At 40.2% G+C, this 13,454-nt stretch carries 12 protein-coding genes; 8 read left to right on the plus strand and 4 right to left on the minus strand.

Annotation, left to right across the window (positions count from 1 at the left end; genetic code table 11):
* From rsmG to mnmE, 3 genes are read right to left on the minus strand one after another with little or no spacing between them, the layout of a single operon-like run.
* The gene (rsmG, locus tag D9V35_RS08725) at positions 1-621 is read right to left on the minus strand and encodes a 16S rRNA (guanine(527)-N(7))-methyltransferase RsmG (protein ID WP_240993370.1); all 621 of its coding nucleotides are present in this window, start codon (positions 619-621) and stop codon (positions 1-3) included.
* A complete protein-coding gene (mnmG, locus tag D9V35_RS08730; RefSeq protein ID WP_122124158.1) occupies positions 611-2,506 on the minus strand; it encodes a tRNA uridine-5-carboxymethylaminomethyl(34) synthesis enzyme MnmG in 1,896 nt (631 codons plus the stop codon). The genes rsmG and mnmG overlap by 11 nt, the downstream gene beginning before the upstream one ends.
* A gap of 21 nt (positions 2,507-2,527) precedes the next feature.
* Complete coding sequence (gene mnmE / locus D9V35_RS08735; protein ID WP_122124159.1) at positions 2,528-3,862, minus strand: tRNA uridine-5-carboxymethylaminomethyl(34) synthesis GTPase MnmE; 1,335 nt, start codon at positions 3,860-3,862, stop codon at positions 2,528-2,530.
* Between the two features lie 199 nt (positions 3,863-4,061).
* On the opposite strand from mnmE, the gene D9V35_RS08740 reads away from it, so the two are divergent.
* Both D9V35_RS08740 and D9V35_RS08745 read left to right on the plus strand, forming a co-directional pair.
* On the plus strand, positions 4,062-4,379 hold the full coding sequence (locus D9V35_RS08740) for a hypothetical protein (RefSeq protein ID WP_122124160.1): 318 nt from the start codon (positions 4,062-4,064) through the stop codon (positions 4,377-4,379).
* A 121-nt stretch (positions 4,380-4,500) separates the two neighbouring features.
* The gene (locus D9V35_RS08745; RefSeq protein WP_110439159.1) at positions 4,501-4,953 is read left to right on the plus strand and encodes a methylated-DNA--[protein]-cysteine S-methyltransferase; all 453 of its coding nucleotides are present in this window, start codon (positions 4,501-4,503) and stop codon (positions 4,951-4,953) included.
* Between the two features lie 78 nt (positions 4,954-5,031).
* Here the strand turns inward: D9V35_RS08745 and rho are convergent, their stop codons facing one another.
* The gene (rho, locus tag D9V35_RS08750) at positions 5,032-6,303 is read right to left on the minus strand and encodes a transcription termination factor Rho (RefSeq protein ID WP_110439160.1); all 1,272 of its coding nucleotides are present in this window, start codon (positions 6,301-6,303) and stop codon (positions 5,032-5,034) included.
* 383 nt (positions 6,304-6,686) lie between these two features.
* On the opposite strand from rho, the gene trpB reads away from it, so the two are divergent.
* The 6 genes from trpB to D9V35_RS08785 all read left to right on the plus strand — a co-directional run bounded on the left by trpB (position 6,687) and on the right by D9V35_RS08785 (position 13,451).
* The gene (trpB, locus tag D9V35_RS08760; protein ID WP_122124162.1) at positions 6,687-7,913 is read left to right on the plus strand and encodes a tryptophan synthase subunit beta; all 1,227 of its coding nucleotides are present in this window, start codon (positions 6,687-6,689) and stop codon (positions 7,911-7,913) included.
* The gene (gene trpA / locus D9V35_RS08765) at positions 7,910-8,722 is read left to right on the plus strand and encodes a tryptophan synthase subunit alpha (RefSeq protein WP_122124163.1); all 813 of its coding nucleotides are present in this window, start codon (positions 7,910-7,912) and stop codon (positions 8,720-8,722) included. Before trpB ends, trpA begins: the two co-directional genes overlap by 4 nt.
* A 41-nt stretch (positions 8,723-8,763) precedes the next feature.
* A complete protein-coding gene (accD, locus tag D9V35_RS08770; protein ID WP_122124164.1) occupies positions 8,764-9,624 on the plus strand; it encodes an acetyl-CoA carboxylase, carboxyltransferase subunit beta in 861 nt (286 codons plus the stop codon).
* 5 nt (positions 9,625-9,629) lie between these two features.
* Positions 9,630-10,934: a bifunctional folylpolyglutamate synthase/dihydrofolate synthase gene (locus D9V35_RS08775; protein WP_122124165.1), complete on the plus strand. Its 1,305-nt coding sequence runs from the start codon at positions 9,630-9,632 to the stop codon at positions 10,932-10,934.
* A gap of 192 nt (positions 10,935-11,126) precedes the next feature.
* Positions 11,127-12,635 carry a glycerol-3-phosphate dehydrogenase gene (glpD, locus tag D9V35_RS08780; RefSeq protein ID WP_122124166.1) on the plus strand — a complete coding sequence of 503 codons (1,509 nt, stop codon included), beginning with the start codon at positions 11,127-11,129 and terminating at the stop codon, positions 12,633-12,635.
* Positions 12,636-12,662: 27 nt separating this feature from the next.
* Complete coding sequence (locus tag D9V35_RS08785; protein ID WP_110439166.1) at positions 12,663-13,451, plus strand: MIP/aquaporin family protein; 789 nt, start codon at positions 12,663-12,665, stop codon at positions 13,449-13,451.
* The last annotated feature ends 3 nt before the right edge of the window (positions 13,452-13,454 follow it).

The raw sequence follows: 13,454 nt of genomic DNA on the forward strand, positions 1-13,454 counted from the left end.
TTATTCAACACGTTCAAATTGATTAATCTTAACTATTACCCCATCGGCATTCGTTTGACTGGAAAAGGTTTTATAATTTATTTTCCAATTCTTTTGTGCCTCTTCAATTTCCAGATTAACAGACCGGCCTTTCAAAAATAAACAATAACCATTTTTATTTAAAATATTTTTTGAAAATTCTAAAAGCTGAGTCAATGAAGTCAATGCCCTTGCCGTCACAACATCTACACTGATAGCATTCACATTTTCAATCCTCTGGCAAAGCACAGTTGCTTGTGTTTTGGTCTGTCGCAGAACTTCTCTTAAAAAAATTGTCTTTCTCATATCGGATTCAATCAATATTACAGGAATATCTGTTGACAATGCTAGGATCAGGCCGGGAAATCCTCCACCTGATCCAAGATCAGCAATAGATTTTACAGATGAATCAAGATACCGAATCAATTGAAAGCTGTCATGCACATGACGTTTCCAGACCTGATCCATACCCTGTTGCGATACCAAATTTATTTTTTTGTTCCATTGCTGAAGCAAAGAGATATAAATTTCCATTTTCTCTATTGTTTCACGTGAAACACTCTTCAAAAACGGATAATTTTTCATATAACCGTCAAGATTCATAACTATTATCCTTTTCCCCTTTTTGCGGGGTTCGGATATATGCCAATATGGCCATCAATGCAGAGGGTGTTACCCCCGGTATCCTTTGGGCAGCACCAAAAGAAACAGGGCGAACCGCTTCTAGACGTTCCTGCATTTCACGACTTAATCCGCCAATTTTCCTATAATCAAGATCCAATGGCAAATTGATTCTGGACTCCTGGTCAAGCTGCCTGATTTCCCTGGCCTGTCTAACAAGGTAACCTTCATAACGGGCCTCGGTACGAATATATTGTTGAACTCTTGATGTTAATTGATGAAACCAAGGAGCGACTTTCTCAATTACCTCCTCAGAAGGGCATAATGATAAAATTTCAAATAATGACCGCCAGCGTCCATCGGACGAAATCTGCATTCCATAACCATTCAGGGTTTTAGGCAGGTATTTCTCTCCCTTCGCTCTCTGAACAGAATTTTTGATATGATCTATATCCTGAAGATATAAAGCCAATCGTTCAGCCCCCAAACACCCCAACTGTTCAGCCAAAGGGGTTAATCGTATATCTGCATTATCTGCCCGTAAAGTCAAGCGATATTCTGCCCGTGAGGTAAACATACGATAAGGTTCAGTCACCCCTTGCGTTGTCAGGTCATCTATCATGACACCAATATAACCTTGGCTACGATCAATTATAATTTTTTCTGATCCAGAAGCATGATTTGCGGCATTAATTCCAGCCAACAAACCCTGAGCTGCGGCTTCCTCATACCCTGTTGTACCATTGATTTGTCCGGCAAGAAACAATCCGGAAAAATTTGGCAATTCCAAGGTCGGATTCAAGGATCTCGGATCAATATAATCATATTCCACGGCATAACCTGGCCTGACAATCACGGCATTTTCCAGACCTGGAATTGAATGAACCATTCGTTCCTGAACATCTTCTGCAAGACTGGTTGATATTCCATTCGGATAAACCAAATCCCCACCTTCATGTCCAGGCAATGCTTCAGGCTCAATAAAAATCTGATGACGCTCCCGATCAGCAAAACGAACAATTTTATCCTCGATTGACGGACAGTAACGAGGTCCTTTTCCAGTAATTGCACCCCCATAGACTGCAGAAGTATGAATATTATCCCTTATTATCCGATGAGTTTCAGGAGTGGTCGCAGTTATCCGGCAGGAAACAAATTCATTAAAAGCGTTATCAGTCAATCGGCTAAAAAACTCGGGAGATTCATCCCCCTTATCTTCTGTCAACCGCTCCATATCGATACTTGATCGCAACAGCCTTGGAGGGGTTCCTGTTTTTAAGCGACCCATACGCAGTCCCATCGCCTCCAATCGGTTTCCCAATATTGTGGCAGGTTTATCTCCAACTCTTCCAGCTGGCTGACTTTTATTGCCAACATGGATAACTCCACGCAAAAAAGTTCCCGTCGTTAAGACAACCGCTCCTGACAGAAATTCACGACCATCCTCGCAAATAACACCACATATTTTATTGCCAATATCGACATTGAGATCAGCAACCGCACCCTCCACAATAGTCAGATTACTTAATTCTTTTAAAAATTGTTGAACCGCATTACGATATAACATCCGATCAGCCTGAGCCCTAGGTCCATGTACTGCTGGACCTTTGGAACGATTAAGCAGCTTGAAATGAATACCCGCCCGATCCGCTGCTTTTGACATGATACCATCAAAAGCATCAATCTCCCGAACAAGATGTCCCTTGCCTATTCCACCAATTGCCGGATTACATGACATGATCCCAATCGTGTTAAGAGAATGGGTCAGCAATAAAGTTCTTGCCCCCATCCGGGCAGAAACTGCAGCCGCTTCACTTCCAGCATGTCCTCCACCAACGACAATTACATCGTATTTTACATTTATCATTAATCTTTTCTCAACTCGACCTTACTTACCGATACAAAATTGACCAAATATGGTATCCAACAGATCCTCCACACCTACAGCACCAGTTAGTCTACCCAAACTCTGCATAGCTAACCGCAATTCTTCACCACGCAATTCAGCCCATTCCATTTCTTGAGCTTTTTGCAAATGTTGAACACATTCTGTTATACCTAATCGATGTCTTACCCGTGTTAAAGGGGGTGGCCCCTGACGGGATATTAATTCTTTGGTTTTCTGAATCAACAAACTTTTGAATTTATCCATCCCCTCACCCGATTTGACGCTGATTAACACGGTTTTATCTGACTGACTTAATAATGTTTCACGTGAAACATTTAAATCAATTTTTGTTCGAACCAACAGATCACAAGATAATTCAGGGCAATCATTTTTATCCGCAGCATCCATCAAACACATTACATAATCTGCATTTTGAGCGATCTTGTAGGCTCGCTTTATCCCCTCTTTTTCAATTTCATCTTCTGTTTCACGTAACCCTGCGGTATCCACCAAGGTTACAGGAACATCACCCAATACTACCCTGACCTCAATAACATCGCGTGTTGTTCCAGCCTGTTCGGTCACAATCGCTGCATCACGGTCAGCCAAATAATTCAATAAACTAGATTTTCCAGCATTTGGTGGCCCCACAATTGCAAAGGTCAGTCCTTTTCTCAAACGTTCCCCTCGTCCTTGATCATTCAGATGGTCAATCATTTCAGAATGCAAATCAACGATTATCCTCTTCACATTCTCCTCAATCTCTTGCGGCAAATCCTCATCTGGGAAATCAATTAATGCCTCTTGAAATGCCAGCACTTCGCGCAATTGTTTTGCCCAGCCATGATACAGGTCACTTAATCCACCTTCCGTTTGTTCCAAAGCCTGTTTTCTTTGCGCCTGCGTTTCCGCCTCAACAAGATCGGCAATACCTTCCGCCTGTAATAAATCAATTCGGCCATTCAAAAACGCTCGCTTGGTGAATTCACCTGCCTGGGCAGGAATGGCACCATAAGAAACCAATACCTCCGCAACAGCATCAACCACAGCAGGACCTGCATGCAAGTGCAGTTCTGCACTATCTTCACCCGTATAACTATTAGGCCCCGGGAACCACAGCAGCAAAGCCTCGTCCAGTAATTCTTTCTGACCCTCCTGAATTTTCCATAATTTACGAACCGACGCAAAACGTGGTTGCGGCACTTGATGACACATTCTGTGTAAAATAGAATAAGTTAAAGGCCCACTCAAACGCATGATCGCAACAGCACCCCTGCCCATTGCAGTTGCCAAGGCAAAAATTGTCGTATTTGAATTTAATGAAATATTTTCCATACAATATTAACTTATCTACTTAAGATATATATTTTTTATATGGTCGTAACATAAAAAAATCTTTTAATACATACGAAAAGATAAATTCATTCATATAAAATCAATTTTCTTCAAATCAATAAACTAAATATTACTACACACATCATTGTACGCTACCTATAATAATTATAATTATGCAACTAAATTGAAGGGATATAATATGCGTGACCTAACAGATAATGAAATTAACAATGTATCAGGTGCCGCTTCATTTACCGCAATTGGTTCGTTAATTGGTTCTCGAATTGGTAATGGACTAAATCAGCTAAGTAAAAATATCTCTGGAAAAGAACCAGAGAAATCATATATAACAGGTGCAATAAATATAGGTTATGGAATCGGTGAATTTCTGGATAATCTTAATAATCGATCTGTTTGGGGGGATGCATGGAATAACACTCAAACAGGTATCACTCAACTTATTAATGCAGCCGTGACGAATAGTCTTAATGATCTGAAGATTTTACTTCCCGCTTAAATTTTAGAGACAATCCCCAATAGAATAAATTGATAAATAAAATAAAATAAAATAAAATAAATTATCTTAATTTTGTAAATTGCTACATTTACAGAAATAAATTTCAGATTTTTATAACACCATGGGTTTTATATCTTTTCATTCTCCAGTCGGTGATCTTAGTATCGCTGAAAATGATAATCTTATCGTCTCAATTGATTGGGGCTGGGGTAGTCTTGAAGAAAAAACACCCTTATTGGAGGAGGCAAAAAACCAGATTGCCGCGTATTTCAATGGTAAACTAAAAAAATTTGATTTACCCATTCTATCGCCTGGAACAGCCTATCAACAACAAGTCTGGGAATTTTTGCAAACTATTCCCTTTGGTACGACAAAATCCTATTCCGAACTCGCCAAAATAATAGGAGGAAGTGCCCGTTCCATTGGAAATGCAAACGCCGCAAATCCAATTCCCATTATCATTCCATGTCATCGTGTCATTGGTAAACGAACTTTAGGTGGATATTCTGGAGGGGAAGGGATTAAAACCAAAGAATATTTATTGAATATTGAAAAATTATTTAACACACCTTAATCAATATCTCTATAATTCAGGAAATATAATAAATACATAGGATTTATTATATTTCCTAATGTTCAATACTTTTTACGATCAAGTATTCATAGCATCAAAAAAATCTTGATTGTTTTTGCTGTATTTCAACTTATCAAGCAAGAAATCCATTGCATCCATCGTTCCCATTGGCGCCAAGATACGACGAAGCACCCAAATTTTTGACAAGCTCGAACGATCCACCAATAGCTCCTCCTTACGGGTACCGCTTTTAGTAATATCAATCGCAGGAAAGGTTCGTTTATCAGCAAGCTTACGATCAAGAACAAGTTCAGCGTTACCGGTTCCCTTAAATTCCTCAAAAATAACCTCATCCATACGACTACCCGTATCGATCAGTGCCGTTGCGATAATGGTTAAGGAACCACCCTCTTCAACATTACGCGCTGCACCAAAGAAACGTTTTGGACGTTGCAACGCATTGGCATCCACACCGCCAGTCAGAACTTTACCTGATGAAGGAACAACAGTATTGTAAGCCCGAGCCAATCGCGTAATGGAATCAAGCAAAATCACAACATCGCGTTTATGTTCAACCAGTCTTTTTGCTTTCTCCAAAACCATTTCCGTAACCTGAACATGACGATGCGCAGGTTCGTCAAAGGTTGAGGAAACAACCTCACCTTTAACTGAACGAATCATATCCGTAACCTCTTCCGGACGTTCATCAATCAGAAGAACAATTAAGACAACCTCGGGATGATTGGTTGAAATTGCTGTTGCTATATTCTGCAACATCACGGTTTTACCCGTTCTCGGCGGGGCAACGATAAGCGCACGCTGCCCCTTACCAATGGGTGTTACCAAATCAATAACTCTGGGTGTAAAATCCTTATTTGGATTCTTGCTTTCCATTAATGATGGAATTTCCATCTGTAACCGTTCATTTGGAAATAGGGGGGTCAAATCATCAAAATTGATACGATGACGAACCACTTCCGGATCCTGATAATTGATTGTATCAACTTTCAGCAAGGAAAAATAACGCTCCCCATCTTTTGGAGCGCGTATTTCACCAGAAACAGTATCCCCTGTCCGCAAACTAAAACGGCGTAACTGTGCGGGAGAAACATAAATATCATCCGGTCCTGGCAGATAATTGGATTCAGAGGAACGTAAATATCCAAAACCATCTGGTAGAATTTCCAGAGTTCCCTCTCCATAAATAGCTTGATTGTTCTCAGCAAGCTTTTTAAGGATGGCAAACATCATATCTTGTTTACGGAGTGAGGACGCGTTTTCAATCTGCAAACTTTCTGCATAATTGAGCAGTTCTGCTGGAGATTGCGCCTTGAGTTCGGCAAGTTGCATAGATGGAGGCTCTATATAATAGAAAATTAAATCATATAAATAAGGAAAGGAAATATGGCGATCAAATACTTAAACATTTACCAAATTGTATATTGATCCTTTATTCATACATTTCAAAACAAAAACGTAAAAATAAAATACACATTTCATACGAAGGAAATTTTGATATATATATCAAATATAAGATTGGATTTATAGATAAAAAGATCAAAAACGTCAAGAACTTTAATTTTTAAATAAAATTGAAAAATAACTATTTTTTTTTCAAAAAGCCATTTAAGTTACAATTCCATTTATTTGCTGTAAAATCCAGAATCATTTAAACTCAACCAAACGATAATTTTGTTGATTTTTTATTTCAATCAAGTTTTTAGGAGAGAAACGTGGGGTCCCAAACAGGTTCATCCTTTAATAGTTTAAGACAGGGTCCTGATGAACATGGACATTTTGGAAAATATGGGGGAATGTTTATTGCCGAAACACTTGTCCCTTTAATCCTTGATTTGCAAAAAGCTTATCAATCCATTCAGAAAGATCCTGGATTCCAAAATGAATTGACCTACTATTTAAAAAACTATGTTGGAAGACCCAGCCCATTATGGTTTGCAAAACAATTAACAAATCTTGCCAATGGTGCAAAAATCTACCTGAAACGTGAGGATCTCAACCATACGGGGGCCCATAAAATTAATAATGTCATGGGTCAAATCTTGCTGGCCAGACGCATGGGCAAAACACGCATAATCGCTGAAACCGGAGCTGGCCAACATGGCGTTGCAACAGCCACAGTCTGTGCACTATTTAATATGGAATGTGTAATCTATATGGGCAAGCTTGACATTGAGCGTCAGAAACCAAATGTTTTCCGCATGGAACTGTTGGGCGCAAAAATCATTCCTGTCACCGCTGGCAATGCCACATTAAAAGACGCCATCAATGAGGGGTTAAGAGACTGGGTAACAAATGTTCATAACAGCTATTATCTTATGGGTACAGCTGCCGGACCTCATCCTTATCCCATGATGGTCAGAGATTTTCAATGCATTATTGGCAATGAAGCCAAAAAACAGATTTTGGAAGCGGAAGGGAAGTTACCCAATAAAATTATTGCTGCAATAGGCGGCGGATCAAATGCAATTGGTATTTTTCACCCTTTTCTGGATGATCCTACCGTATCCCTAATTGGTGTTGAAGCGGGAGGAAAGGGGCTGGATAGTGGAAAAACCGCAGCCTCTATTGAACGGGGATCATCAGGGGTATTGCATGGTAACCGTACGTATCTGTTACAAGATGATGATGGTCAAATTACTGAGCCTTACAGTATCAGTGCCGGACTGGATTATCCCGGAGTGGGTCCTGAACATTCCTGGTTACATGATCTGAAACGAGTGGAATATGTTGCCATCAATGATGATGAAGCAGTTGACGCATTTCAGAAATGCACAACCAAAGAGGGAATCATCCCGGCCCTAGAAAGCTCTCACGCTCTTGCTCATGCATTGAAAATTGCTCCTGCCATGAAGTCAGAAGATATCATCATTGTCAATCTATCGGGTCGAGGCGATAAGGATATTGATAATATCGCAAATTATTTAGGAGTAAAATTATGAGCCGTATTGCCGCCTGTTTCAAAACTGTTAGACAAAAAAAACGTGGAGCTTTTATTCCTTATATAGAATCTGGTGACCCTGATTACCAAACCGCCTTAAATATTCTAAAGGCCATGCCACATGCAGGTGCGGATCTGATTGAAATTGGCATCCCCTTTAGTGATCCCATGGCAGATGGTCCAACAGTTCAGGCAGCTGCCAACCGTTCGTTAAAAGCTGGAACCAATATGCAAAAAACATTGCAAATGGTTCGGGATTTTCGTCAGGACAACCAAACAACCCCTATCATTTTAATGGGATATGTTAATCCAATCGAACATTATGGATACGAACGTTTTTGTCAGGATGCCGAACAGGCTGGTGTTGACGGTCTAATCATTGTTGATATGCCTCATGAGGAATTAGGCTGTATTCTACCATATGCGGGAAAACATCATCTTGATGTTATTCGACTGGTAACCCCGGTCACTCCCAAAAACCGTTTGGAAAAAATTCTTAAAGATGCCAGTGGTTTTATCTATTATGTCAGTATTACGGGAGTGACAGGCACCAAAACCGCGTCCCAGAAAGATCTGGAAAAAACCATTCCCATCATTCGTTCCGTTTCCGACCTCCCTATCGCAATCGGGTTTGGAATTTCAACAGCTGAACATGTTCAAAACGCTATAAAACATGCAGATGCTGCCGTTGTTGCCTCAGCTTTATTAAAAACACTGGAATCAACCTTAAATCAGGACTATCATTCTACTGATACAACCATTGAAAAAGTTATCCAGCATGTTGCGCTCCTGTCAGCGAATACCCTGTAAAACAGGTTTATAAATTAATCATCATCAATGAAAGATCAGTTATGAGTTGGCTTACGGAATATGTACGTCCCAGAATTCAAGGATTTTTAAAAAAAGATATACCTGATAATCTGTGGACCAATTGCGATGCCTGTGACCAAATGCTGTTAATCAAAGATTTACAAAAAAACATGAATATCTGTCCACATTGTGGACATCATATGCGTGCATCTGTGAAACAGCGTTTGGAATGGACTTTTGACCAGGATTCCTATACTTGCATAGAGCTCCCCAAAATGCCTGTAGACCCCTTAAATTTCAGGGATAAAAAACGTTATACCGATCGACTAAAGGAAAACCGCACAAAATCACAACTTGAAGAATCAATTGCCGTCGCACATGGTACCATTCTGGAACAAAAAGCAGTGGTGGCCGTTATGGCCTTTGAATTTATGGCAGGCACAATGGGGGCCGCCTTTGGTGAGGGTTTCCTTGCGGCAACCCGTCTTGCCCTTTTACAACAATCCCCTTTAATCATATTTACCGCATCAGGGGGGGCCAGAATGCAAGAGGGAATGATTAGCCTTATGCAGATGCCCCGTACCGTCATCGCTGTTGAAATGCTGAAAGAGGCCAAAATTCCCTATATCGTCGTCTTTACCAATCCAACAACAGGCGGGGTGACTGCTTCCTTTGCAATGTTGGGGGATATCCACATCGCAGAACCCAATGCATTAATCGGATTTGCAGGTCCACGTGTTATTGAAAATACTGTTCATGAAAAATTGCCAGAAGGATTTCAACGGTCAGAATATCTTCTTGATCACGGCATGATTGACATGGTTGTTAAAAGAACAGATATGCGAGAAACGCTTGCCAATCTCATCAGCCTGTTATGTAACACAAATACACAAACATCCTAGCTTTTATGAATTCTCCTGTTTTAACCGAATTTACTGGACGCTCAGGCCAAATACTCGAGCGACTTAACAAACTATATCCCTCTTTGATTGATCTATCCCTCAATCGATTGAAACGGTTGCTAAACGATCTGGGAAATCCAGAGCGGCATCTTCCCCCAACAATTCATGTGGCCGGTACGAATGGAAAAGGCAGCACCTGTTCCTTTTTGCGTGCCATAGGCGAAAAAGCGGGATTGAATGTTCATGTTTCAACTTCACCCCATCTGGTCAATGTCACAGAACGTTTTCGAATTTCAGGCCATCTGGTTGATGAAACAGAATTATCAGATACCTTATCCTACATTGAAAAGGTTAATAATCAACAACCCATCACGGTTTTTGAAGTTCTAACAGCCGCCACTTTTTGTCTATTCGCGAAATATCCAGCTGATCTGGCAATTATTGAAGTAGGCTTGGGTGGGCGCTTTGATGCAACAAATGTCATATATCCCATTGCCAGCACCATCACCTCCATCTCAATGGATCATGAAGCTTTTCTTGGCAACAGTCTGGTAAAAATTGCTAGAGAAAAGTCTGGAATCATCAAAAAATCCATACCTGTTATAACTTATAATCAATCCCCAGAAGTATTGAACATTTTACAGGAAGAAGCTCAAGCCAAGAATGCCCCACTTTTTATCCAGGGAAAAAACTGGACTATTGAAAGACAAGGGGATTATCTAGTTTATAATGATTCCAAAGGAACGCTTCAATTACCTCTACCCAGTCTAATGGGATTTCATCAGGTTAATAATGCAGGTTTGGCGATTGCCACTTTACGTGCAACCCAACTTGCCTTACCAGAATATGCATGGCAAGGTATTGCAGAGGCACAATGGCCGGCACGTTTACAACGCTTACAAGGAACATTGACCAAGTATATCACTCCAGAAACAGAGTTGTGGCTGGATGGAGGACATAATGCCGATGCCGGGCAAATCCTTGCCCGATTTATAAAGTCTAAATGGCAGGATAGACCCCTTCATCTCATTGTTGGCATGAAAAACAATAAAGATTCCAATGCATTTCTTGCCCCTCTTATCCCGTTATGCACCTCTATACAGGCTGTAATTGAACCTGATCAACATATGGCCATGTCGATTGATAATATTATCCAGGCTTCTAAAAATCATGCCATTAGCGGTGGAACGATTAAGAATGCTTTAATTCATCTTCAACAAACAGAAAAAAAACCTTACAGAGTCCTTATTTGTGGAAGTCTTTACTTAGCAGGAAGTGTTTTACGTCAAGATGGATGGAAACCTGTTTAAGGTTTATTTATATAACTATTTATAATTAAACTTTTATTTTCTTTTAAATATATGATTTTTACTTTTAGTACAACTATACTTTACCAGAAATAGCCCAAATAGGGCCATTTCTTGCTTGATATTTCATATCTCCTGAAACCATATTAAAAAAATAAAATTAAATAAATAAAATATTCTTTCAGGAGATTACTAATGAACACCCAGCCTACAACCTATGATCTTTTAATTGTTGGTGGTGGCGTCAATGGAACAGGTATTGCTCGCGATGCAGCAGGACGAGGATTAAAAGTTTTACTCGTTGAGAAAGATGATCTTGCAAGCCATACTTCTTCTGCAAGCACAAAACTAATTCATGGCGGATTGCGTTATCTTGAATATTATGAATTTCGCCTGGTTCGGGAGGCCTTACAGGAACGTGAACGTCTTCTTAACCTGGCCTCTCATATTATACGTCCTCTTGAATTTGTTCTTCCTCATCGAAATTCCATTCGACCAGCCTGGATGATTCGAATCGGATTATTTTTATATGATCATTTGGCAAGCCACCCAAAATTGCCTAACTCCAAATTAATCTCATTACAAACCTCTCCATATGGACAACCTTTACGAAATGACATCAAAAAAGGCTTCACCTATGCAGATTGCGCGGTTGATGATAGCCGCCTTGTTGTATTAAATGCAAAAGGGGCCTCTATGCTGGGTGCCGACATTCGTACTCAAACAAAATTTGTGGATGCCAAACGCTCAACAAATGAATGGAGTGCAACAATCCAAGATAATAAAACCCAGAAAAAAACAACCATAACAGCAAAAGTAATTGTGAACGCAGCCGGACCATGGGTTGCAGAACTTTTACAAGACAAACTGCATGTTCAAAGTAAAATGAATGTTCGGCTTGTCAAGGGCAGTCATATTGTTGTCAAAAAACTTTATGAAGGTCCTCAAGCCTATATTCTACAAAATGATGACAAACGGATTGTATTTGCCATTCCCTACCACGAAGAATTCACATTGATTGGCACAACAGATATTTCCTGGGATCAATCTCCAGATATTTTACCTGGGATTGATGAAAATGAAACCGAATATCTATGTAAATCGGTGAACGATTATTTCAATAAGAACATTGCTCCAAAAGATGTAATCTGGAATTATTCTGGCGTTCGTCCATTATATGACGATGCTTCCAGCAATGCTTCAGCAGTAACCAGAGATTATCACCTCGATTTGAATGAGGAAAACAGTCAGGCACCTTTACTCTCAATCTTTGGCGGGAAAATTACAACCTATCGCCGTCTTGCAGAACATAGCATGGAAAAACTAGCCAAGTTTTTCAAATATACCCGCCAAAATTGGACGGACAAAGAACCTTTGCCAGGTGGAAATATTACCGATGGCAATTTTGATTTATTTTATAAAGATTTTCGCAATACTGTTTCCTTCCTTGATGAAATCACTGCCAAACGCATTGCACACAGTTATGGAACAGATGCCATAAACATTATTCACAATGCCAAAAGCAAGACGGATATGGGTATTGATTTTGGCCATGGTTTGACACAGCATGAAGTTGATTACCTTGTCGAAAAGGAATGGGCCATGACTGTAGAAGACATTTTATGGAGAAGAACAAAACTGGGATTATATTTCACCCAAGAAGAGCAAGGAAAACTGGCTCAATATTTGCAAAAGTCTCAATAACCTCCCTCCCCAGAAAGTCAATAACATATGCAAAATACAAAAAATCTTATAGGAGAGCTCATTTCTGAAGCGATTGCAGTTACAATTATCATATTTATTGGTTGTTCAGCAGCAGCAATGCTTCTTATGTATGATCCAAGTCCTTATCAAAATGCCTATTGGGGTGTTGCGATTTCCTGGGGATTAAGTGTAACTTTCGCGATCTATGTTACTGGCAGCATAAGTGGCACCCATGCCAATCCTGCTGTAACACTAGCCCTTGCCTTATTCCGGAATTTTTCCTGGAAAAAAGTCCCCGCCTATATAATCGCCCAGGTTTTTGGCGGTATTTGCGGTGCAGTTCTTGTTTATTGCATGTATTATTCAGTTATTGACCATTATAATGTTGTCCATCACCTGACCCGCCCATTGGGCGGTGGGGCCGGTGTTTTTGTTACATCACCCGGATTAACAGTCACACCTATCCATGCTTTTTTTAACGAAATCCTTTTAACTGCATTTTTGGTTTTCAGTATTTTTGCCATTACTGATGAATACAATACCATTGCCCCACAAGCAAACAGTGGTGCACTGATTATCGGTTTTGTAGTTGCTGCTATTGGTGCATCGGCAGGATATCTTGAAGGATGGGCGATCAATCCTGCACGTGATCTTGGTCCTAGAATATTCATCTATTTGGCTGGCTGGGGACCTTCTGCCTTTCCTGGTTTACCCTCTTATTGGTGGGGTCCTATTTTCGGCCCACTCCTAGGCGGTGTCATGGGTGGAGGTGCCTATCAATTATTCATTAAACCCTTTTTATCTCGTACATCATAACCT

Source organism: Commensalibacter melissae (genome assembly GCF_003691365.1).
Classification (GTDB): Bacteria; Pseudomonadota; Alphaproteobacteria; order Acetobacterales; family Acetobacteraceae; genus Commensalibacter; species Commensalibacter melissae.